The organism is Pseudomonas fluorescens (assembly GCF_001307155.1).
GTDB classification, from domain to species: domain Bacteria; phylum Pseudomonadota; class Gammaproteobacteria; order Pseudomonadales; family Pseudomonadaceae; genus Aquipseudomonas; species Aquipseudomonas helvetica.
The window spans coordinates 4,910,215-4,933,309 of the sequence record NZ_CP012830.1 but is presented as its reverse complement, the minus strand read 5'-3'; the positions used below and the strand labels follow the sequence as shown (position 1 = coordinate 4,933,309).

Below are 23,095 nucleotides of genomic sequence, written 5' to 3'. Positions count from 1 at the left end.
TGACAAAAGCACTTGCTTGTAGTTCAGAACAGACGACGAACGGATCCATGCCCCTGTATTGATGGAATCGGTTGCACTGACAGTCGATTCCTTCTTGTTATCCAGCCGCACAAACAGGACGATGCGAACGTTGACTCAACGGTACCCTGCCTACTGATCGAGAGCACCGTTTAGAACCTCGTAAATGATCCCGGTAGTAATAGCGACAAGAATCAGATCGGTCCCGGCCTGCTGCCATTCATAACCATCGTAGTGAGGCAATCTGCCGATCAGCCGGCCATCCAGTTTCCTGGCGATACCGGGAGGCAGGGGTTTTCCGCGGGCGAGGTTTTTCTGAATACCGGGAGGTAGTGCCGGACCTGGTCTCCAGTAGTCGCGGTAACCACCGATGATGCCAAGGACACTGCCACGGTCGATGCTCGGCCCTTGGTCCCAGCTTCTGTCATCGTACGGTTTTTTGCCCTTGCCATGACCTCCCTGGTTTCCATGGCCCTGGCCGCCGCCATTACCCGGGTCGGCAAAAGCTGTCGCAGAACCCGTGACAAGGGCAAGGCAGGTAACAGCTGCAATCAGCGAGCGCGATCTGAACATGTCCGTTCTCTCAGATAAGGGTTATCCCCTGCACTGTAGACGGTATTGGAGGGTTTAGTTCCTGTCTCTGGCCAAGCTGATCAGAGTCGTGCATTGCGGCTCGCGGATGGCCGTCGACCACCCGCGAGCCAGCACCATCAGGCCAGCAACTTGCGTTCGTCTTTACCGTACTTGAGCGATTTTTCGTCCGGAATCATCAGACCGGTATGCTCGTCGCGTCCTTGCAGGATGAAACGGGCGTCCGGCTTACCCAATTGGGTGGCAGCCTGCTGGCTGTCGGCACCAATCTCGCCTTTCTTCATGCGGTTGACGATCACGCCCACCGCCGTGTCGTTGAAGTCGCGCAGCATCCATGCATCACCGTCGCTGTCACCGGCCACCAGCACCGGGCCGTAGCCCTTCTGTTTCACCAGTACATTCTTGATGCCGACGGTCTTGCCCGGCCCGTAATTGAAGTGCCAGTCCGGTTGATAGCGACTGGTGTACTTGCCGTTTTCCATCGCCATGCGCAGGCCGATCACGTTCTCGGGCGGTACGCCGTAGCCGTAGTTGGGGTGGCCGGCGAACACCCGCACCACGTCGTCGATCGAGGCGGTGCTGACGTAGACGTCGATACCGTTGGCGCGCAACGTGTGCATCAGGCCGCGGATTTCCTCATGGATGCGAATACCATGGAAGTGCGTGTCCGCCACTACCCCTGCCTTGCCCGGCAACGTACGTGAACTCTCGTACTTGACCTTGCGCAGCGCGTCGCCCATGGCGTAGTTGTTGGAGGCCTCGGCCATCGCCTGCAATTCGGCCGTGGTCATGTTCTTGTAGAAGTACAGAATCCACTTGTAGCCGATTTCCACCGGGTAGCTGTCGCAGATCGCGTCGTACATGAAGTAGAGCTTGGCGAGAAAGTCCTTGTACTGCTCGCTGGCCTGGATCTCTTCCAGGCTTTTGTCGCCAGCAAGTCCCTTGTAGTTGGCGTGCAACCAGCGGTAGTCAGCTTCCACGTCGCTGGAGATATCTTCCATGGTGACCGGTTTACCGTCCACCGTGGTGTAGTCCTTCATGAACGCGCCATTCGGCACGTCCTGGCGCAGCACGGCGGCGAACTCATCGGGCGTCAGCTTGTACTGCAAATGATTGATCTGATAGACCAACAGCGCTTCTTCACAGTCATTCATGATGCAGGTGTTGTCCCAGTCGAACACCGCGTACGGGCGTTGGTCAGGACGGTAAGACGCGCTTTTGACGCCGTGCTGGTCAATGACCGCCTGCAGGCGCTGGGTGTTCAGTGGTGACCAGCGTGCCGGATCCAGCGCGCTCGGTGTGGCCGCGGGCGTGGCGGCTTGCGTTATACGGGAGGACAACAACAGCGGGGTTACGACGGAAACAGTAGCGAGGGTGTTCAGAAACTGGCGACGCTGCATGGTATAGCTCCTACTTCTAGACGATAGGTTACAACCGAGGCGATGGCGAAAGCGTGTTTCGAAAAATAGGGACGAGGGGAAAAACCGTCCCGCGACGAGGCTAACTTCAAATACACAAAAACACAATATTGCCACAATATTACATTTTGATGATTCGCAGACCGCTCCTGACCCATGCTGATGGAGGCCGGGGCGAACTTGACAGTGACCGACGCCCCTCCACAATGCATGCTCGGAAAGCGACTCAAACAGCAGGGACACCAGGCATGTGGCAAGAAGAGCGTTACCAGCGAATCCGCGCACTGCTATCGACCTTGCAGCGCGTCACCACCGACCGCATCGTCACGGAGCTGAATGTTTCACGCGAGACAGTGCGGCGCGATCTGGTCGCCCTGGAAGACCTTGGGGAGTTGAAGCGGATACACGGCGGCGCCATTCGCGTCGAAGACGAGGCGCCCATCGCCGAGCGGGCGCACAGCAATGTCAAATTCAAGCGTGACCTCGCGCGGGCAGCGGTCGGCCTGCTGTCGCACGGACAGACCGTGTTTATCGACGCGGGCACCACCACTGTCATTCTCGCCGAAGAGCTGGCCAAGCTGGGCGGGCTGACCGTGATCACCAACTCGTTCAACGTGGCGCTGCAACTGCGTAATCCCGCCACCTCGGGCGACCAGCACAACGAGGTGATCGTGCTCGGCGGTTCGCTCGACGACCGTGCTCCCGCTACGGTTGGCGGCACCACGGTGGCGGAGATTGGCCGCTATCGGGCCGACCTCGCGCTGTTGTCGCCCGTGGGCATCGACGCCCAGCGCGGTGCCAGCAACTACGACCACCGTGAGGCCGAAGTGGCCCGCGCCATGACCGAGCATGCCGAGCGCGTGGTCATCCTCGCCGACTACAGCAAGATCGGCGTGGAGAGCCGTGTAGCCTTTTGTCCGCCAGAGCGCATCGACGTGCTCATCACCAACCACAAGGCCAGCACCGAAGCAGCGTTTGCCGCACTGAACGCCAAGCTGAAACACATCATCCTGGCGTAGCTCACATCAGTGAGGCTTCTCTACTGTAAGCGTGATGACGGACCTGGCTCGGTGCCCCGCAAGCCGGCTGCAGAAAGCCGAGTAAGGCCTGCCGTGTGTCATGCCAGGCCGCCGGGTGTTCCATATCGAGGAAGTGCCCGGCGTTCTTGATGGTGTGGAACCGGGACTGACGGGCATGAGCGGCAAAAAGCCGGGCGTCCTCCACCGAGGTGTATTCATCCCATTCGCCGTTGACGAACAACATCGGGACTTCGATCGCGTCGGCACAGACCGAATAGCAGTGGATGTCCTGGGTCAGGATCTCGTTGACGTGGAAATGCATCTGCCGGTATTCGTGTTCGGCCAGGCTGCTGACATGCCGGTGATTGAAACGCTTGAACAACGATGGCAGGTGCTTGCCGATGGTGCTGTTGATCAAGTGCCCGACATTGGGCCGATCACAGGCCTGGAGAAAGTTCAGGCCGCTCTCCAGGTAATCGCGCATCGGCGTATTGATCCGCGCTGCAAATGAATTGATCACCGCCTTCTCGATTCGACGCGGCCGCTGGGCCAGCGCCAGCAAGGTAGCCGCGCCGCCCCAGGAAAAGGACAGCACATGGTGCACGGAAAAGTGTTCGATCAATTCCAGCAGGATCTGCGCCTCGTCTTCCTTTCGGATCGGTTGGCCATGGAGGTTGTGCTCTCTCGACTGACCGGCGTAAGGCTGGTCGTACAGCACCACATTGAATCGCGGCTGCAGGTAACGCACCGTTTGAGCAAAGGATGCGGTAGTTGCCAGCGAGCCGTTGACCAGAATGATGGTTTTGTCAGCGGCGGCGTTGAGATAGTGCTCGGTATAAACCTTGTACTTCTTGCAAATCTCGACGATGGCAGTTTTCGGCATCATGTCATTTTCTTCCCTGAACAAATTTAACTAAGCGCACAGCGTGAGCGACTTCCCGGACGGTCTTTGTGACTGACAAGTCACTGACTGACCGGAGGTTCAGAGTTAAGCAGGGATTTTCCCGTCTGCAAGAGCCCGAACGAGTTATTTCGTTGCCCCGTGGCACACAATGATCCGACTCGCAGTCCCGGGCTCTAAAACCCGATGTAGAGGCCTCCCCCGGGTTCGCTGCCATCGCTTAACACCTGCACCTATGGGAAGATGCTTGCCGCCTTGAGTCGGCGATGAGTTGAGTCGACCCTCTACTTCCAATGCCTGAACTATCGATCATGAACCGGACCACACGCGTATCGAGCACCTGGACCACGGCCCTTTGCAGGCTGTGTCTGTCGGTATCGCTGCTGATGACCTATAACGCGTGCGGTGCACCATTACCGGTTGAACTGTTTATCCCCGATGCGCCCCCCTTGACATTTGTCGATGATCCCAAAGGTCACGGAATCGTCGGAGACGCGGTCCTGATGGCCATTGCCAACGCCGGCTATGCCGCTGATGTACAGGCGCTGCCTTGGGCCAGAGCGCAAAAACACGTCAGTGAGAAGCAGGACATCCTGATAGCCCCGTTGTCACGTACGCCAGAACGTGAGGAGCACTTCAGCTGGATCGCTCCCATCATGTCCATGGAGCGAGCCTTTTTCAGTCTTGACCGGCCAGTGAGCAGCTTCGCTGAAGCCAGGAAAACCTACCGCGTGATCGGTGTAGGTCTGGGCAGCGCACAAGAGGAAATCCTGCGCGCGCAGGGCTTCGACAACCGACAGATCTACCCGCTGACCATTGGCGATAACCCCGCGCAAATGCTCTTGAGAGGACGCATCGATGCCTGGTTCAACGGTGTCCCGGAGACTCAATACATTTGGCCGAAGGTGTCTCGACGCACGCTGCTGATGAGTCCCGTCATGAACAGAACAGATCTCTATCTGGCCTGCTCGAAACAATGTTCCCCTCAACAGGTACAAAGCTTGCGCAAAGCGATTGAAACGCTTCGCCGTGACGGCACCCTGGCACGAATACATAAGGGCTATTTGTCGCAATAAGCGCTGTTTCAAATACACGCAGCGCGGTCTTGAGTCTCTCCGGTACCGGACTACGCTTCGCTGATGGTCGCCGTCACCTTTGCCGGTGGTCTGCAACTGATCGGCGTCGGTTGCGCCGGGTCTATACCGTCCAGGACTGAACCATGGATCTCAAGGAAATCGACATTCTCGGTTCAAGCATCGGTCAGCATTGGTATTACTGTTCAAAAGCTGCGGCGATGACTCGTCTGCTGGGTGATACCCCCGTCAAAAGGATTCTCGACATTGGCGCTGGCTCCGGCTTTTTCACCCAGCATCTGCTGGCCCGGACAACCGCCACCGAGGCCTGGTGCGTGGATATCAGCTATGAGGCGGACTCGGACACCACAACCGCCGGTAAACCGCTGCACTACCGTCGTTCGATTGATTCGGTGGACACCGATCTGGTGCTGTTGATGGACGTGCTGGAGCATGTCGATGACGATGTCGGATTGCTCAAGGCCTATGTCGATAAAGTCCCGTCCGGCAGCCGTTTCCTGATGACGGTGCCGGCGTTCCGGTTTCTCTGGAGCGGGCACGACGAGTTCCTCGAACACAAGCGTCGCTACACCTTGCCGCAACTGGAAACGGTGGCCAGGGACGCCGGCTTGACGGTGATGCAAGGGGTCTATTACTTCGGCCTGGTGTTCCCGATTGCGGCGACCCTGAGGTTGCTGCCAACAGGCGCACAACCTTCGCCGCCACGCTCGCAACTCAAGCGCCATCATCCGCTGGTCAATACCCTGCTGAAGACGCTGTGCACTCTCGAACTTCCGTTCATGCGCGTAAACCGTCTGGCCGGTCTGACCGTGTTTTGTCTGGCTCGCAAGCCGTGACCTCAGCTGAACAGTCAGCGTTGGTCAACGGCGTGGCATTCAGCAAAGTGGTCCCTTGAAGATCAAGAGCGACCCACCGAACCCGAGACCGGCAGATTTCCCAGCAGGTTGAGTCCGGTGATCTTCACAAAAGTCTCATAGTCCACCGGCTTCTCAATGCGGGTTTCCGCGTTAGGTAGCACATAAGCCCAGGCACGTTTGGACGAAGCGTCGTACACCAGTTTGAACAGGCGGTTTGGCACCCAGACCTTGTTGTCGCCAATGGTGGTATGACCTGCATCAAAGAGCGGGCCGGTGAAGACAAAGACATTGCCATCGGCGCGCTTCGCGAACTTTCTGACATCAGACTCGACCTTGCTCCAGATCTTGCGGTTATTGGTCGGGTCTTGCGGCACCATGTTCGACAGTGCAAAGGTCTGGGCCATTGCATGCGGATTCGGGGCATCGGCGGCCGGGGACTGATGGCCACGATCCACGGCCGGATGCTGGCCGCGGTAGTCGCTCAACTCTGCCCGCCCGTCCTTGGGAATACGCGGATCAGGATAGAACTGATTGGTTCGCTCCTCTCCCTTGGCATCCGCCAACTGGGCTGAATTCAGACGCTCAACCACAACCAATGGCGTCTTGCTGGTTTGCGAATACAGCACCGCGAAGTTGTCGGAACACAGGGCCAATGGCTTCATCGTTGCAGGCACAGTGGCCATGCTGATCGGCCTGGCTGCCGGGAACAGGTCTGCGCACCCATCAAACGATGCCTGTTGCTGCTTGCTTGAATACAGCTCGATCGCCGCGCTCTGGCTGATCGAGCCTGAACGGTGCCCCTGCTCCTCATGCTGGCTGGACGGCTTGAGGAAATCCAGCAGGTTGCGAGCTTCTGCCGTACCGGTCGAGAACAAAACAAGGGCCGACAGCCCCACTGCTATTTTGCGTAGGTTCATGCTTGGAATCTTTGAATTGGATTAAGGGAGGATACTGGCGGCAAAGCCCTGAAATCGTCGGCACGAAAAAAGAGGCCAATGCCTCTTTTTTAATGCGGACAACATAATAACCAGACTCGCAGCTAGCGTCTGACCTATTGAAATCAAAGGAGTTTCTTTTACTCCAAAAACAAGAGTGGGCATGATCCGCAAAGACGTGATCGACGACACTAAAAGCTCGGGAAACCCTCCCGGGACTTTTTCGTTTCTGCGTCGCTTTTGCATTTCTGTGCGACAGATCTCACTTAAGGGACTCCCGTACCACTTCCTCATGGTGTTAGTTTGGAAATGTTTCTGTCTCATCGATCAGAAATTTCTCACAAACCACCTGCAAAGGAATGCCACCAGCAATGGACTTCTCACTCAAGCACCTGGCCGCGACAACGTTGATGCTGGCCAGCCTTTCGGCGTTCACCACGTCAGCTCACGCCAACATCACACCGCTACAGAGCGCGACTATCCTCAAGACTTTCAGTGACGCATCGGTCACGGACTTCAGGCAGTTCCTGGGCAGCCTGGCCAACAGCGACCTCGCCAAAACCGCCGACTTCGGCCCGGCAATCAATGCTTTCCAGGGCAACAAGCCCCTTTCTCCTGAACAGCAGAACGAGATCCATCGCCTGCTTGGCATCTACGCACGGGTGAAATACGGTAACGCTGCCACCGAGACTCTGCGCGAACTGGTGGCAATCCCGACCTTCCGCGTGGAGGGCGTCGCCCAGCACGAGAATCCTGAATTCATCAAGATCTCCGACAAGCTCAAGGGCCTTGCCCAGGCTTTCAACCTGAACTTTCGCAACATCGACAACCGCGTCTATGAAATCTCCCTCGAAGGTGCTGGCGATGAAGTCGTGGGCATTCACGCACATGCCGACGTAGTCCCCGTGACTCCGGAGAACTGGGTCCTGAAAGACGGCACTCGACTCGATCCGTTCAAGGTCACCCAGGTCGGCGACCGCATGTACGGTCGGGGCACCGAGGATGACAAGAACGGCATCGTGGTGGCGCTCTATGCCATGAAGATCATCAAGGAAGAAAAGCTGCCGCTGGCGAGGAATTTCAAGCTGCTGGTAGATACCACCGAGGAAACCACCGGCGACGCCATCCCCTATTACTTCGAACACAACCCGACACCCGACTACAACCTGGCGCTGGATGGCGGCTATCCAGTGGTGATTGCCGAGAAAGGCTACGGCACCGTCATGGCCAGTTTTGCCCGGCGTGCAGCAGAGGGCAAAGGCGCCGAAATCACGTCCATGACGGGCGGCCTGGCCACCAACCAGATTCCGTCGACCTCAGTCGCCACCGTTGTGGGTGACAAGCCTGCCGAATTGGCCGCCAGCTTGCAGAAGGCCGGCACTGATTATGCCAAGCGCAATGGCGGCAACTTCGAGGTGACCGCCAAGGTCGTCGGCAAGGACGTCAAGCTGACGGTCACCGGCGTTTCCGCCCACTCCTCCGAGCCCGAGTCAGGCGTCAACCCGGTGGCAAGGATGCTGGGCTTGATCAACAACCTCGACGGTAAGGTTGCGCTCAAGCACAACCACATTACCGACGCCGCCCGCTACGCCGCCGACAACTGGGGCCTGGACTACCTGGGTGGCAAATTGGGGGTCGGTTTTACCGATGCCTTCATGGGACCGCTGACCACTTCCCTGACCTATGTCGGGATGGATGACAAAGCCTTCAAACTCGCGGTCAACCTGCGCGTGCCGGTCGGTAAATCCCCGGAGACGCTCAAAACCGAAATCGCCGATAAGCTTGGCGCCTGGAGCAAGCAGACCCAGATTGCCGTGGTCTTCAACTACTCGATCGCCGAGCCGATGCACCGCAACCCTGAGGGTGAATGGGTCAAGGCCCTGCTGGCCGTGGCCAGTGAAAACCTTGGCATGGAACACAAGTTCGGCACCTCCGCCGGCGCCACCTCGGTCCATGAACTGCCCAATGGCGTGCAATTCGGCCTGGCCAGGCCCGAGGTCAAGTACACCGGCCACACCGACAATGAATTCAAGACTGTCGACCAGTTCCTGCTGGACCTGCAGATCGTGACCGAGATGCTGGGGCGCGTCGGGCAGTTGCCGAAGCTCTGATCCACCTTTCGGACCCGCTGTTCTGGCGGGTCCACTGCCTTGATTGTCTTGATTCCGTTTAGAGGGTAATGGAACAAAAGAAGGGCCTTTCAGCTGTCTGGGCCTCATTCGCTGCTCCGGTTTATTCGGCGACCAGCAACGCAGTAGAAATACTGCCCCCGCACCCGGCTGCCTGAGCTGGCTCAGATTCAGCTCGACGCGTTAACGGTTAAATCCCGGGCGACCTTGAGCGCTGGCGGCCTGCCCTCATTCACAAACGGAATATGCGGCGCCGCTCCTTCACCTATTCATCCCGATTCCCCCTCCCAAGTAGCCTGAAACTCCTATCTCGCGTGGGAGTTTCGGCCGATGCGCAATCTCCGGCGCTTATCCATAGTTGCGGTTATAGGTCAACGGTCAGGCCTCGATGACCGCAATTGCTCAGGAGAGAGTCATGGCTAATCGCGAGCATCCATCATCGCCAACGAGCGATACGGACCCCCAATACACTCCAATCGTCACCTCCGACCTGAAAGACTACGCGCCCGGCAGTACCGCAACCGTCACGGCTAGCGGCTTCGCCCCCGGCAGCACAGTGGAATTTCAAGTGGAGCACGCCACCGGCCCCGGCGCCGATAATGTGTGGGGCACGCCCGATGACGTGCTCGATACTGACACTGGCGAGGGGCACGACCCCTGGTACGTGACCGACGGCGGCGTCGGCGATCTCGACGGTAAAGTCAACGGCAGCATCACGACCTCCTGGTACGTGAATCCCGACGACTCGGCAGGCGCGACGTTTCTGCTCACCGCGACCTCTGCGGGCGCCGATGGTGTGTTCGGCACCAGTGACGACTCTGTGGCGACAACGTCGTTTACCGACAGCTCTCTGAGCGTTGTCGCAACTGGAGTGAACGTTACGCAGGACGAAACGGCCGGGTTGCAGAACAGCACCGCCACTCCAAGCCCTGCGGAAGACGCTAATGACAATGACATTCTGGTGACGGCCCTGCCCTCGACCTTCTCGACCCGTTTGACCGCACTTGGGGCAGGCGCCCCAATGGGTGCGGCCTTGAGTGGCTATACCGGAGCCGCGGGCGACACGGGCAGCAATGCATTCACCATCACCGCTGCGCCCGGAACAATCATTACCGACATCAGCTTCGTCGACAGTTCTGGCGCGGCGCTTAATGGCCTGGACAGCGGACTGAGTAGCCTCGATGGCACCAGCATCCTTCTCTACACGGATACGAACAACAACATCGTTTTGGGCCGAGCCGGGGGACCAACCGGCGCGATCGTGTTCGCTGCCTATATTGAAGAAAGCGGATCGCCGGTCACGGGCGGCAAGATCTGGACCGTGGAATTCCAACCGCTCAAGCATCCGGATATTACGAACCCCGACGATTCGGTGAATCTGCTGAACAAGGTCTTCATCGGCGCCAGCCAAGACTCGAATTTCAGCCTGGATGGGGCGCCGTCGGGCCAGCAGTTGTTCCTGATGTTCACCACCCCGGGCGCAACGGCCGATGCGAACGGCCGGATTCCTGGTGTATCGATCGTCGTCACCGGCAAGGATCCACTGGATCAGTCGGCCAGCAGCGCTGCCATCACCAGTGCTGACACGGTCAACAGCAGCCAGGGCGGCGGCAGTACGACCCTGGGCACCAACAACCAGGCGATCACCGAACAGGAAGGCCTGCGCTTCAGCTTCGTCAGCGGTGCCAAGGCGGACTTCACGATCCCCAACCTGAGCCCGGGCGAAGCAGGTGTCGAAGCGAACATCGACTTCAACCAGTACTTCGGTGCCCGCTCCGCGACCTTCAAGATCGTGCAGGAGACGGGCGGCACGACCGCGAAAATCCTGCTCGCCGCCTTCAAGAACGCCGACAACGTCAACGGGTCACAGAGCGGCGTCAACTTCATCAACAGCTACGCCGACGACAGCTCCGAAAAGGTCGCGATCACTAACGGCAGCGTCACCGTGAAGACGTTCGCCGGCGTCACCATCAGCAGCGCCGTCATCACCTACAACGCCGACGGCACAGTGCTGGTCACCGGCGTTCCGACCGACTCGCAGATCACCTACGGCACGTCGACCGACCACAACCGCGTACTGATCGAAAACGCCGGATTGCTGACCGACAAGAACGGTGACAAGACGCACGCCGACTTCGACATCGGCGGCTTCCAGGTGCTGCAGAGCAGCGCGGCAACTGCCGAAATCGGCTCCAAGATAGCCTTCGAAGACGACGGGCCGAGCATCAGCACCACCGGCACCGAGCCGACGCTGACGGTGGACGAGTCAAACCTGGCCATCAATGCCACGCAGAACTTTGCCGCCAACTTCAGTTCGGCGTATGGCGCTGACGGCGCCGGCACACTGACCTATGCACTGGGCGTGGTAGCCGGGGCCTCCGGGCTCACGGACACGGCCACCGGTGAAGCGGTGAACCTGTCGCTCAACGGCACCGTGGTGGAAGGCCGCACAGCCACGACCAACCTGCTGGTGTTCACGGTCAGCGTGGCCGCCAATGGCGACGTCACCCTCGACCAGCTCCGCGCAATCGTGCATCCCGACACCACCAATCCTGACGATTCGAAGAGCCTGAGCTCGGACAATCTGGTAACGCTGACGGCGACCAAGACCGATGGGGACGGCGACAGCGCTCATGCCACCCTCAACATCGGACAGAACCTGGTGTTCAAGGACGATGGGCCAAGCATCAGCACCACCGGTACCGAGCCGACGCTGACGGTCGACGAGTCAAACCTGGCCATCAACGCCACGCAGAACTTTGCCGCCAACTTCAACTCGGCGTATGGCGCTGACGGTGCAGGCACACTGACCTATGCGCTGGGCGTGGTAGCCGGGGCCTCCGGGCTCACGGACACGGCCACCGGTGAAGCGGTGAACCTGTCGCTCAACGGCACCGTGGTGGAAGGTCGTACGGCCACGACCAACCTGCTGGTGTTCACGGTCAGCGTGGCTGCCAATGGCGACGTCACCCTCGACCAGCTCCGCGCAATCGTACATCCCGACACCACCAATCCTGACGATTCGAAGAGTCTGAGCTCGGACAATCTGGTCACGCTGACGGCGACAACGACCGACAAGGATGGCGACAGCGCTCATGCGACCCTCAACATCGGACAGAACCTGGTGTTCAAGGACGATGGACCAAGCATCAGCACCACCGGTACCGAACCGACGCTGACGGTGGACGAGACAAACCTGGCCATCAACGCCACGCAGAGCTTTGCCGTCAACTTCACCTCGGCGTATGGCGCCGACGGCGCCGGCACACTGACCTATGCACTGGGCGTGGTAGCCGGAGGCTCCGGGCTCACGGACACGGCCACCGGTGAAGCGGTGAACCTGTCGCTCAACGGCAGCGTGGTGGAAGGCCGCACGGCCACGACCAACCTGTTGGTGTTCACGGTCAGCGTGGCTGCCAATGGCGACGTCACCCTCGACCAGATCCGGGCGTTGATACATCCCGACGCCACCAATCCCGATGACTCGATAACTCTGAGTTCGGACAATCTGGTGACGTTGACGGCGACCAAGACCGACAAGGACGGCGACAGCGCCCATGCGACCCTCAACATCGGGCAGAACCTGGTATTCCACGACGACGGCCCATCACTGGCGTACGGCAACCTGGTCGGAACCGGTAGCACCCTTGCGCAATACGGGTTCTGGGATCATGCAACCGGAGCCGACGGGCTAGGTGCAACCGGCCTGGATATTTCGTTGGTGAATGGCCAGTTCACCCTCGTCAGGCCAGACCACACGACCACGACCGGGACCGGCACGCTCACCGAGCAGGCGTCCTCACCGGACGCCAATGGCGCGTTCCATTTTGCAGGAACGTTGACCGGTGATTTCGACAACAACGCCGCAACACCGAACACCAGCGTCGACTACACGCTGACCGCTTTTGCGAATGGCACCTATGCACTGGATCTGGTGCAAGGCTTCAGTTCGACAATCGTGCTCAGCAGTGCCGACGGCTCGCTCTCTGCCGGCGGCCCGGATCCAGTGCGCACATTGGTAATTCCGACGACGAATCCTTCGGGATCTGAGGATGTTGTCTTCTTTTCCGCGAAGGCGCTCGCATCGACTTCGGACATCCTGACCGGTATCGGGCTCGGAGCTCCCGACCCCACCGAGGCCCAGCTACAGACCAATCCCCTGCCGTCGTACATCGACCCGGCGGCCATGAACGTCAGTACGTCCGGCATCGGCGTCGGCAATAACCTTCTCCAGGGAGACAACCTGGTGGCTATCGGCGCTGCCGATGAAAGTTTCGTCATCAATCCCCAGACCCTGCTGACGGGAATGAAGGTTTTTATCGACAACTCCGTGGGGGGTTACGACCCGGCGACCGAGGACCTGTACTACAGGATCTACTACGAGGATGGCACGTTTTCGAACCTCACCAAGGTGAACACCCTGACGCCAGAGGCCGGTGGAGAGGTGTCCTTCCTCGTTGAGAAGCAGGGATCGGCGTTAATCGATGCAGTCCAGCTCACGATGGGCCGGGGCGCAGTCAAGATCCCGGTGATCCAGTTCATTCAGCAAACCGATAACCTTGCCAGCGATGTCAAACTGTCGTTCAACGCGAAGCTGACGGACAAGGATGGGGACTCGGCGACGAGTACGTTTAACGCCAACCTGTTCGCCAATGACCCGCACAACGCAACCTTCGACTACACGCTGGTTGGCACGACCGGTGTGAATGATGCCTTCAACGTCGATTTGGCAGCCAATGAGAACAAGTACCAGATCACTGGGTTCGATGTGAACCCAGGCCAGAGAGACACCCTGGTGCTCAACGGCGACCACAACGCGACTGTCCAATCGATCGACAACACAGGAGCAAACAGCGTCGTGACGGTTGCCGAGTCTGGCGGACAAATAACGACCATCACCTTGGTCGGGATTGATCTTCAGGCTAGCGACATTGTTTTTGGCGCCTGATACATCGCGCGCGTGAAAAAATGCGAGGGTGGCGTAGGAGCCACCCTCGCATTGCTTCCAGCCGTTCTAATATGAAATCCGAACGATCGTATCCGCTGCGAACGCTTGAGGAGTTCAATCCAATTCCACCCAAGTAGACTCGGGCGGTTCTTCGTTGTTGGTGAGCCCGTGCTTCATCGCGTACATCAGCAAGTCGATGCGGTTGATGAGATCAAGCTTTTGATAGATGTTGCTGAGGTGGTTGTGCACAGTGTGCTCGCTGATGCCCAGGCGCTCGGCAATGCACGTGTATTTAGCGGACGGATCCCCCACGATGGCGCGAATCAGTTCCCTCTCGCGCAACGTCAACCGCGCCTGTTTCGCCTGCTCCAGATTACATCTGCGGGGGACATACCTGGTTGTGGCATAGCCGGAAAGCCCACCAGCCCAGGCTCTGTCCAGTCCGATGTCGTTATGGTAGACCTTGATAATGGCTTGGGTGATCGATTCCGTCGGGTCTTCCGCCAGCACGATGCCGCGTGCGCCCGCCTCTATCGCCTGGGCAACGGGGACGGATTCGTACAATCCCTTGAGCACCAGCACTTTCATTTCGGCGCTGCGAGCGAGTCCCGCGACGACCGCCAGCGGGTTCAGTGCATCCGGAAAAAAACTGAAAAAAATGACATCGGGACGCAACTGATCAGCAAGATTCAGCGCATGGGTATAGGTGGTGGCCTGGCCGCTCACTTCCATCTGGGGCTTCTTGGCATTGATCAAGTCGTGAAGGCCCATGAGAACGAGGGGACGACAATCGATCAGCATCACGCGTATCGGTTTTCTGTGGGCTGCCATTACGTGATTCCCTTGAAAGTGAACTATGGCCCCCACTGACCTTCCTGGATCAACAGCTCGCTCACCTGACCAACGCGATTTAAGGACAGATGCGAGCGCCGGCAGGTGATGACGTTCTCCCTCGAGCCGCTCAACTGAGTCTAGGCCAGCCCAATATACTGCCTGCCGCCCATCCGCCAGGCGTAAACGTTAGCCTCATGCGGATAGCCCGGCCGATGTCTGCCCTCACTCCTCGAAAATCAAGGTCTTAGGATTGTCACGGGCGACCTGCGACCAAAGTCTGGTCTCGATCAGAGTCGTCAATTACTCGACGAGTGGTGTGCAACCAAGCGCAACAGCAACGCAATCGTCAATTTCCCGGCGACAATATTTCTCTACGAGCCAAACCTTGGCGAAATCAGCAAATAGCACGGACCTCACCGCCCTGCTGGTGCGAAATGGCAACTGGCGCCCGCACCAGTCATGCAAGTGAGTCTCGCCGCGGTTTTTGCCTTGCAGGATCAGGGAGATGTGGGTTTTTGGCTGGAGCTGCCAGGGCTCAACCAGGCATTAACATTCTCGACACTCTCGGCAGGCGGCTTTCCCGCCCAGCGATTGAGCGTCAAGACATTGCTGACGAAATCGTATTGCGTCTTGAGCAGATCACGACGAGCCCGGAACTCGTTGCGTACGCTGGTCAGTACATCGACGGCATTGACCATACCGTAAGTGAGCGCTTTCTCTACTGCCACTCTGGACAGCTGTGCCGAAGCCAGGGCATGCCGGCTCGCGCTGACCTTTTCTCCGCTCGAGTTGGCGGTCAGGTAAGCGCTGGTGATCTCCTTGACCACCCGGCGCCGGACCGATTCCAGTTGCTGCTCGGCCGAAATCTGATCCTGGTAGAGCCCACGCACCCGCGCCGAGGTTGAGCCGCCGCTGTAAAGCGGCACTTGCAAGCCAATACCGGCAACATAACTGTCGGTGCGCGGCACCAGGGCATTGTTGTAGCCCTCGTTGGTCCGCTGCGCGCTCAGAGTCAGGCTCAGGGTCGGATAGTGCCCGCCTTTCCCGCTGCGCAACGCAGCGCCCGCCGCTTCGACGCTGCTTTCGTTGGCCTTGAGTGCCGGGTTTTGCGCTACCCCCTCGCGGACCCACGTTTCAAGACTCTGCGCTGATATTCGTAATGGAACATCGTCGCGAACACGACTGAGTTTCTCCTTGACGGGACGGCCAACGATCTCCGCCAGCGCCTCCCGGCTGACGCTGACCTGGTTCTGGTTATCCAGCTCCTGAGCAGTCAGCCCATCGACCCTCGCTTTGAGGTCGAGCTGATCGGTAATCAATGCCAACTGCTTTTCGTACAATGCATTGACTCGATCCAGACTCTTTTGCGTGGTCCGAAGTTCGGCCCGGGTCAATTCCAGTTCGTCCTCGGCTGCCAACGCAGTGAAGTAACGCTGGGCCAGTTCCACCGTAGCTTCGGCCTGAGCCTCCAGCGCTTCGGACTCGGATTGTCTGGCCAGACTCTTGAGTTTTTGGTAGTTCTCCCACGCGGCCTTGTTGTAGAGGTACTGACGCAACACCAAGCTGTAGCTTTCGCTATCAAAACTGCGCTGCAGCAGGTCGTTTTCCTGGTGAATCCGATTCGCCCCTGCATTGAGCGAGACTTGCGGTAACAGCGTCCCCATCGCTTCCCTCTGGTATTCCTTGCCCGCCTGCGCTCGTGCATACGAGGCCAATATCCGCGGGTCCTCCAGCCGGGCCTCGCGATACAGCTGCATCAGATCGGTGGAGAACGCCGAGGCACTGACCCCGATCGACGCCGACGCAGCGGATTGCGCCAAGGCAATATCGATTCCCAGTGCAAGCATGAGCAGACCGCCTGGCAGAGCTGCAAGCACTCGCACGGTCATTCCTCGATCATCGACTGAGAGAAGGCGTTACGGGCCGGCTGCATCAGGTAGTGCAACAGCGTGCGTTGCCCCGTGATGATCAACACATCCGCTGGCATTCCCGGCAGTAATTTGCGCTCACCCAAGGCGCGCGCACCGGCTTCGGTGACCCGGACCCGGGCCAGGTAATAGGGAGTCCCGGTCTTTTCATTGACCAGCCGATCTGCCGAGACACTGCTGACCACGCCTTCGATCACCGGCGTCGTATAGCTATTGAACGCGCCGAAACGGATATCGGCACGCTTGCCGATGGCGATGCGATCGATATCGACGGGCGCTACCTGGGCCTCTATGACCAGCTCTGAAACCGAGGGAACAATATCCAGCAGCGGTGTCGCCGGGCGCACGATGCCCCCGATCGTATGCACCGTCATACCAATCACCATACCTGGATCGGGTGCGCGGATGATGATATGGCTGAGCCGGTCCTCCAATGCGGAAGCTTTCTCTTGCAGGTCGTAAATCCTGGTCTGAACCTCGGCTAATTGTTTGGTGACGTCGGCATTGAAGTCTTTATCGATTTGTAGAATCTGCAGCTGTGTTTCGTTGATCTGCAGGCGAGTCTTGGTAATGGTGGAACGGTGATCGACCATTTCGGTCCTGAGCATTTCGAGCTTGCGCTGCTGCTCAAGCAGACGTTGTTTGTCAACGAACCCTTGGGACAACAGGTCACTCAATTCAACTATTTCACCGCTGTAGGATTTATCCAGATGCCCCTTGGCACCGATCATCGCCTCCATCCCTTTGATATGTTGATTCAACTGACCAATACGCTCTTGCAGCACCGATATCTGGCCCAGCCGTGATCCCCGTCGTGCGTTGAATACCTGTGTCTCGCTCTGGCGCGCTTCGGCACCTCGCAGACTGTCGGGATCGGGCATGGTGCCAAAGCCGATTACCGACAGATTGTCCCGCTCGGCTCTGAGTCTTGCCTGCATGGCACTGGCTGCAACGAGCTGACTTCGGGTCGTCTCGTATTCGAATCGCAACTGGGCATCATCGAGAATAATCAGCGGGTCATCACGCTTGACGATGTCACCGTCATGGGCCAACACCTCTTTGACGATGCCACCTTCGAGGTGTTGAACCGTTTTTCGGTAAGCCTGCACGGTGACCACGCCAGGCGCGTAGGCAGCGCCATCGAGTGGTGCGAACGCCGCCCAGGTGCCGAACAGTCCGAAAGTGACCAATACAATGCCAAAACCCAGGCGACGTACTTTCCGGTCAGATACCGCCAGGTCAGCGAAGCTATCAATTTGATGACTGGGAATCGTACGATTCATCGACATCGCCCTTACCGGTAGCAACCGAAGCCGTACTTGCGACGGCTGCTTGCGCGGCATGCTTTTGCGCCTGCTGCTGCTGCGCGTTTAGTTCGTCCAGCACGTTCTTGCGTGGCCCATAGAGACTGATAGCTCCACCGTTCATCACCATGAGCCGGTCAAGTTGGGACACGATGTTGGTTCGGTGCGTAATCACAAAAACGGTTGCGCCTGTCAGCTTGAGCTGCTGGATGGCCGCCGCCAGGGCGCGATCACCGACATCGTCGAGATTGGAGTTGGGCTCATCGAGGATAATCAGTCGCGGGTTGCCATACAGGGCACGGGCCAGGCCTACGCGTTGGCGCTGCCCTGCCGAAAGCGTGAAGCCATCGCTGCCAATGACGGTGTCATAGCCATCCGGCAACATCAAAATCATTTCGTGAACGCCAGCCGACCTGGCAGCCAGAACGACCTTCTCGGAATCGACCTCGGCGAAGCGGGCAATGTTCTCGCTGATGCTGCCTTCGAATAATTCAATGTCCTGGGGCAAGTAACCTATATACGGCCCAAGCTCATGTTTGTCCCACGCGCTGATGTCCGCACCATCGAGCCGAACCACACCATGCAGCGGCACCCAGACCCCCATCAATGCCCTGGCCAGGGTGGACTTGCCCGCGGCACTTGGACCGATGATTCCGACAACACAACCGGCAGGTACGCTGAAACTCATGTTTTTGATGATCGGAGTTTTCGAGCCGGGCGCCGCGACGATTAAATTTTCTACTTGCACGTGCCCCTGAGGCGCAGGCAACGACATACGTTCGGGTTGAGCCTGCTGTTTGCCGAGAATGTCGCTGAGACGACCGTACTGCGAGCGGGCCGCAATAAAGCCCTTCCAGCTGCCGATGATCAAATCGATGGGGGCCAATGCGCGCCCTAGCAGTACGGACCCGGCAAACACCATGCCGGCCCCCACCTGATGATCCACGGCCAGGTACGCCCCCAGGCCAAGGATCAATGATTGCACCAGGATCCGGAAGGACCTGGAAAGCGTGCTGACTATGGCACCCCGATCGCTCGCCCAGGCCTGCAGAAAAAGGACGTTTCTTTGCCGGCGCGCCCAACGGTCCATAAGGGTTTCAAGCATGCCCATGGACTCGATGACTTCAGCATTACGCAGATTTTTAGTGGTATGGAGCGTCGCGCTTATATGTTCCTTGTTAGCCTGAGCGAGCGCCGGCCCTGTCAATTTCTCATTGATAAACGCAAGCAGTAACAACAACAGCGCACTGCCTATCGCTACCCAGCCAAACCAGGGATGAAACAGGAACATCACAGCGATATAGATAGGCAACCAGGGCGCATCGAAAAAGGCGAACAATCCATTACCGGTGAGAAACTGTCTCAAGCCCGTCAAGTCGTTGAGCGACTGGGCCGAAGCATCCATGCCGCCACTTTCCAGAGCCCGTTTGAAACTGGCCTTATAGACTTGGCGGCTCAGCAACACATCCAGCCGTGTACTGACCCGAACCATGATGCGCGAACGAACCCACTCCAGGGAGCCGAGCGTGACCACCAGTCCGGTCATGATCAGCGTCAGCATTGCCAGGGTGGTCAGACTTCCGCTGGTTATCACTCGCCCATACACCTGAAGCATATAGAAAGTAGGAACAAGCATTAATGCGTTAATGAATAAGCTGAAAAAACCAACGGAAACAAAGCTGCTCCTACAGGCTTTCAACGCATTTTGCAGACTATTTTCAGGTGGGCTTCGCATTGAAACTCCTGATAGAAAAGTCATCTTTCGTGGAGATTAGATCATGCCAAACGACTGTGCGTAGCAATTGGCGATATCGCCTCAGGCAACCAGAACTATCCCTGCCAAGCCCCGTCGGTGAAGAGTTCAAGATACAAGCTGACCGGAGTCAATCATGTGCGTTATCGCAATCTGGCTACTGACGGGTCGGGAACTGCGCAAGCGCAGCAACAGGCTGCCCGGCAGCAAGTGGACGTTCTGAAAGCTGATCTGGAAAAAGCCAGGGCAGCGCTTGCCTGTGCGCATTCGCATCGATCCCGATCAGCCCGCTGCGGCGAAGCTGCGAGTCGGTATGTCCGTCACACCGAAAATCCGTATCGATCAATGACGTCATCAAATGGCCAAGAGACGCTGGCGATCGCGCTTAACGACCGCTGGAGATTTCTATCGGGCCGGCTTGATCGCTTGATCGAAAGCAGAGCTCGGATCGGGCGCTACCCAAGCAACTGACTCAACGCCGCTCGCAGCTTTCCGGGTTTGACCGGTTTGTTCAGCAGCGGCGCGCCGAGTCGTTGCAAGGAGCGGCGACACTGATCGCTGCGGTCTGCGGTGATGATCACGGCGGGAATGGCGGCGGCGAAATGCTCGCGCAGGTGGCGAATCACGTCGCAGCCGATGACCCCATGGTCGAGATGGAAATCCGCCAGAATCAATTCCGGCGCCCGCCCCTGCAAGGCCAGCAGCGCACCGCTCTCGTCGGTTGCCGTCACCACCTCGCAGCCCCACTGGCCGAGCAATGCGCTCATGCTCTCGAGGATGCTCACTTCGTTATCCAGCACCAGCAAACGACGGCCCGGCAGAGGGTTGCCGGTACTCGGCTGCGGCGCCGCCTGATGGATGGGCAGCGGCACTTGCTCGCCGATCGGCACCTGAATGCTGAACATCGAGCCGCGTCCCGGCAACGAGCGGACCTCGACCTTGTGCTCGAGAATTCTCGCGATACGCTCGACGATAGCCAGCCCCAACCCGACGCCCTTGCGGTCGGCGGCACGTCCGACGTCCAACTGGTTGAACTCCAGGAAAATCGAGTCCAGACGGTCGGCCGGAATACCGCGACCAGTGTCCCAGACTTCCAGGCGCAGGTTCTTGCCACGTCGCCGGGCGCCCAGCAGGATGCTGCCCTGCTCGGTGTAGCGACAGGCATTGCTGAGCAAGTTACGGATGATCCGCGACATCAGCCGCAGGTCGGTGTGGATGGCAAAATTGCCCATGTGTACCCGCAGGTTCAACCCGGCCGCTCCGGCCACCGACTGGAACTCCGAGACCAACGGGCCCAGCAGTTCATCGAGGCGATACAGGGCTATGTCCGGCTTGACCGCGGCCTGATCGAGACGGGAAATATCCAGCAGATCGGTGAGCAGGTCTTCGGCGCCTTCCAGTGCCTGATGGGTGCGTTCGACCAGCACCTGTTCAACACTGGGCAACGGGCGTTCGCGTAAAGTGGAAATCAGCAGGCGCGCCGCGTTCAACGGTTGCAGCAGGTCGTGGCTGGCGGCGGCGAGATATTTGTCCTTGCTGTTGTTGGCTGCCTGCGCTGCATCCCGGGCATCGCGCAAGGCCTGTTCGACCTGCTCACGCTGGGCGATCTGCTGTTGCAGGTTGCGGTTGGCTTCGAGCAGTTCATCGGTGCGCGCGGTGACCCTTTGTTCCAGCTCATCGTTGAGCGTCTGCAAGCGTTGCTGGGCCAATTTGCGCTCGGTGATATCGGCGACAAAACCTTCCACCAGGCCCTCCTGATCCGGCTTGAGCAGCAGGTTCATCAACACATCGATGTGGCTGCCGTCCTTGCGTCGCAGCTGGGTTTCATAACCCAGCAGGCTGCGTTGAGCTTGCAGGGTCTCAGCGATGTCCTGCACTTCCTGCGCATCGCCGACGAACAACTGGCTTGCCAGATCGGCCCGGGAGAACAGCACTTCCTGAGGCGTCTCGTAACCCAGCATGTGCGCCAGCGCCGGGTTGGCGGCGAGCATGCCCTGTTGCAGGCTGGCCTGGAAAATTCCGTGGACAGCGTTTTCGAACAACCATTTGTAGCGGTTGCGTTCGGCTTCCAGCTCGTCGAGACGGGCCGCCAGCTCCGGGTAATGACTCTTGCGCGCCGAATGATTGCCCAGCCCCAGCAATCCGGTCAGCGCCCGCTGTTGCTCGTCAGAGGGCTTCGCCATAGACGACCTCGACATCACGCTGGCTCGACTCGCGGGGGTTGGTGAGAATGCACGGGTCATCCATCGCATGCTGGGACAGGAACGGAATGTCAGACGTGCCGACTCCGTGCAGGCCCAGGGTTTCGTGGAAACCGATGGCGTGTTTCAGCGCGATCAGGTGCTCCACCAAACGCCCACAGATCTGCCGATGATTGAGGCCGCGGCAGTCGATGCCAAAGGTCTCGGCAATCACTTTGAAACGCTCCGGTGCCGAGCTGTAATTGAACGCCACGACATGTTCCACCAGCACCGCGTTGCACAAGCCATGAGGCAGGTCGAGGAAACCGCCCAGGCTGTGCGACATGGCGTGCACCGCACCGAGAATCGCGTTGGAGAACGCCAGGCCGGCCTGCATGCTGCCCAGCATGATCTTTTCGCGCAGGGCGATATCTGTCGGGTTGGCGATCATCTGTACCAGATTGCCGTTGATCAGCCGCATGGCCTCCAGCGCATGCGGGTCGGTCAACGGGCCGTGACCGGTGGAGACGAATGCCTCGATAGCGTGCACCAGGGCATCGATGCCGGTACAGGCCGACAGAAACGGGTCCATGCTCAGGGTGGTTTCCGGGTCAATCAGCGAAACGTCCGGCACCACCGCCTTGCTGACGATGGAGAACTTCATCCGCTCCTGCTGGTTGGAGATGATCACGAACTGCGAAACATCCGCCGAGGTGCCGGCGGTGGTGGGGATCAGGATCAGCGGCGGGCTCGGTACACGGATCATGTCCACGCCCTCGAACTCGAGAATGCTGCGACCGTGGGCAACGACGATGCCGATGCCCTTGCCACAGTCCATGGGGCTGCCGCCGCCTACGGCGACGATCACATCGCAGTGGTTTTCACGGTAGATTTCGGCCCCCAGCATGACTTCTTCGACCCGCGGGTTGGGCGACACGGCGCTGTACAGGCAATAGTCGATGCCGAGGGCCTGCAGGCTGGCCTCGACATCGGCGACCCAACCGGCAGCGATCACGCCGGGGTCGCTGACCACCAACACCTTGCGCGCGCCGAAGGTCTTGGCATAGTTGCCGACGTTATGCCGGCAGCCGGCACCGAAGATGATTTCAGGCGAAACGAATTTACGCAGCTGGCTAAGATTCTGGCTCATTGGAAAGCCTGTTTTTATTGTTTTAGAAGGTAATAG

15 protein-coding genes are annotated in these 23,095 nt (G+C 58.8%); 5 read left to right on the top strand and 10 right to left on the bottom strand.

Annotated elements, in window-relative coordinates:
- Positions 1-150: 150 nt before the first annotated feature.
- Positions 151-591, bottom strand: a complete 441-nt coding sequence (locus tag AO353_RS22485; protein WP_054596946.1) for an anti-virulence regulator CigR family protein — start codon at positions 589-591, stop codon at positions 151-153.
- A gap of 137 nt (positions 592-728) precedes the next feature.
- A complete protein-coding gene (locus AO353_RS22480; RefSeq protein WP_054596945.1) occupies positions 729-2,009 on the bottom strand; it encodes a haloacid dehalogenase-like hydrolase in 1,281 nt (426 codons plus the stop codon).
- A gap of 266 nt (positions 2,010-2,275) precedes the next feature.
- Here AO353_RS22480 and AO353_RS22475 point away from each other — a divergent pair, with 266 nt between their 5' ends.
- A complete protein-coding gene (locus tag AO353_RS22475) occupies positions 2,276-3,046 on the top strand; it encodes a DeoR/GlpR family DNA-binding transcription regulator (RefSeq protein ID WP_054596944.1) in 771 nt (256 codons plus the stop codon).
- A 1-nt stretch (position 3,047) separates the two neighbouring features.
- Here AO353_RS22475 and AO353_RS22470 read toward each other — a convergent pair whose 3' ends face one another.
- Positions 3,048-3,932: an alpha/beta fold hydrolase gene (locus AO353_RS22470; RefSeq protein ID WP_054596943.1), complete on the bottom strand. Its 885-nt coding sequence runs from the start codon at positions 3,930-3,932 to the stop codon at positions 3,048-3,050.
- 326 nt (positions 3,933-4,258) lie between these two features.
- Between AO353_RS22470 and AO353_RS22465 the strand changes: the two genes are divergently transcribed.
- Positions 4,259-5,023: a substrate-binding periplasmic protein gene (locus AO353_RS22465; RefSeq protein ID WP_054598302.1), complete on the top strand. Its 765-nt coding sequence runs from the start codon at positions 4,259-4,261 to the stop codon at positions 5,021-5,023.
- 143 nt (positions 5,024-5,166) lie between these two features.
- A complete protein-coding gene (locus AO353_RS22460) occupies positions 5,167-5,877 on the top strand; it encodes a class I SAM-dependent methyltransferase (RefSeq protein WP_054596942.1) in 711 nt (236 codons plus the stop codon).
- Positions 5,878-5,939: 62 nt separating this feature from the next.
- Here AO353_RS22460 and AO353_RS22455 read toward each other — a convergent pair whose 3' ends face one another.
- Positions 5,940-6,815, bottom strand: coding sequence for a DNA/RNA non-specific endonuclease (locus AO353_RS22455; protein ID WP_054596941.1), 876 nt, complete (start codon positions 6,813-6,815; stop codon positions 5,940-5,942).
- A 389-nt stretch (positions 6,816-7,204) separates the two neighbouring features.
- Here AO353_RS22455 and AO353_RS22450 point away from each other — a divergent pair, with 389 nt between their 5' ends.
- Together AO353_RS22450 and AO353_RS22445 are read left to right on the top strand one after the other, a co-directional pair.
- On the top strand, positions 7,205-8,944 hold the full coding sequence (locus AO353_RS22450; RefSeq protein WP_054596940.1) for a dipeptidase: 1,740 nt from the start codon (positions 7,205-7,207) through the stop codon (positions 8,942-8,944).
- Positions 8,945-9,377: 433 nt separating this feature from the next.
- Positions 9,378-13,910 (top strand): DUF5801 repeats-in-toxin domain-containing protein, encoded by a 4,533-nt coding sequence (locus AO353_RS22445; protein WP_102667309.1) that lies wholly within the window; start codon positions 9,378-9,380, stop codon positions 13,908-13,910.
- 114 nt (positions 13,911-14,024) lie between these two features.
- On the opposite strand, the gene AO353_RS22440 is transcribed toward AO353_RS22445, so the two are convergent.
- From AO353_RS22440 to ercA, 6 genes are all read right to left on the bottom strand, one after another.
- Complete coding sequence (locus AO353_RS22440) at positions 14,025-14,741, bottom strand: LuxR C-terminal-related transcriptional regulator (protein ID WP_054596939.1); 717 nt, start codon at positions 14,739-14,741, stop codon at positions 14,025-14,027.
- Between the two features lie 500 nt (positions 14,742-15,241).
- Positions 15,242-16,591 carry a TolC family outer membrane protein gene (locus AO353_RS22435; protein ID WP_054598300.1) on the bottom strand — a complete coding sequence of 450 codons (1,350 nt, stop codon included), beginning with the start codon at positions 16,589-16,591 and terminating at the stop codon, positions 15,242-15,244.
- Positions 16,592-16,629: 38 nt separating this feature from the next.
- The gene (locus AO353_RS22430) at positions 16,630-17,955 is read right to left on the bottom strand and encodes an HlyD family type I secretion periplasmic adaptor subunit (RefSeq protein WP_173860005.1); all 1,326 of its coding nucleotides are present in this window, start codon (positions 17,953-17,955) and stop codon (positions 16,630-16,632) included.
- A complete protein-coding gene (locus tag AO353_RS22425; protein ID WP_054596938.1) occupies positions 17,924-19,711 on the bottom strand; it encodes a type I secretion system permease/ATPase in 1,788 nt (595 codons plus the stop codon). Before AO353_RS22425 ends, AO353_RS22430 begins: the two co-directional genes overlap by 32 nt.
- A gap of 473 nt (positions 19,712-20,184) precedes the next feature.
- The gene (locus AO353_RS22420; RefSeq protein WP_054596937.1) at positions 20,185-21,912 is read right to left on the bottom strand and encodes a NahK/ErcS family hybrid sensor histidine kinase/response regulator; all 1,728 of its coding nucleotides are present in this window, start codon (positions 21,910-21,912) and stop codon (positions 20,185-20,187) included.
- Positions 21,896-23,059 carry an alcohol dehydrogenase-like regulatory protein ErcA gene (ercA, locus tag AO353_RS22415; RefSeq protein WP_054596936.1) on the bottom strand — a complete coding sequence of 388 codons (1,164 nt, stop codon included), beginning with the start codon at positions 23,057-23,059 and terminating at the stop codon, positions 21,896-21,898. The genes AO353_RS22420 and ercA overlap by 17 nt, the downstream gene beginning before the upstream one ends.
- Positions 23,060-23,095: the final 36 nt, after the last annotated feature.

Coding starts and splice junctions, on each gene's coding strand:
- AO353_RS22485 (WP_054596946.1), bottom strand. CDS start 591: ATGTTCAGATCGCGCTCGCTGATTGCAGCTGTTACCTGCCTTGCCCTT.
- AO353_RS22480 (WP_054596945.1), bottom strand. CDS start 2,009: ATGCAGCGTCGCCAGTTTCTGAACACCCTCGCTACTGTTTCCGTCGTA.
- AO353_RS22475 (WP_054596944.1), top strand. CDS start 2,276: ATGTGGCAAGAAGAGCGTTACCAGCGAATCCGCGCACTGCTATCGACC.
- AO353_RS22470 (WP_054596943.1), bottom strand. CDS start 3,932: ATGATGCCGAAAACTGCCATCGTCGAGATTTGCAAGAAGTACAAGGTT.
- AO353_RS22465 (WP_054598302.1), top strand. CDS start 4,259: ATGAACCGGACCACACGCGTATCGAGCACCTGGACCACGGCCCTTTGC.
- AO353_RS22460 (WP_054596942.1), top strand. CDS start 5,167: ATGGATCTCAAGGAAATCGACATTCTCGGTTCAAGCATCGGTCAGCAT.
- AO353_RS22455 (WP_054596941.1), bottom strand. CDS start 6,815: ATGAACCTACGCAAAATAGCAGTGGGGCTGTCGGCCCTTGTTTTGTTC.
- AO353_RS22450 (WP_054596940.1), top strand. CDS start 7,205: ATGGACTTCTCACTCAAGCACCTGGCCGCGACAACGTTGATGCTGGCC.
- AO353_RS22445 (WP_102667309.1), top strand. CDS start 9,378: ATGGCTAATCGCGAGCATCCATCATCGCCAACGAGCGATACGGACCCC.
- AO353_RS22440 (WP_054596939.1), bottom strand. CDS start 14,741: ATGGCAGCCCACAGAAAACCGATACGCGTGATGCTGATCGATTGTCGT.
- AO353_RS22435 (WP_054598300.1), bottom strand. CDS start 16,591: ATGCTTGCACTGGGAATCGATATTGCCTTGGCGCAATCCGCTGCGTCG.
- AO353_RS22430 (WP_173860005.1), bottom strand. CDS start 17,955: ATGAATCGTACGATTCCCAGTCATCAAATTGATAGCTTCGCTGACCTG.
- AO353_RS22425 (WP_054596938.1), bottom strand. CDS start 19,711: ATGCGAAGCCCACCTGAAAATAGTCTGCAAAATGCGTTGAAAGCCTGT.
- AO353_RS22420 (WP_054596937.1), bottom strand. CDS start 21,912: ATGGCGAAGCCCTCTGACGAGCAACAGCGGGCGCTGACCGGATTGCTG.
- ercA (WP_054596936.1), bottom strand. CDS start 23,059: ATGAGCCAGAATCTTAGCCAGCTGCGTAAATTCGTTTCGCCTGAAATC.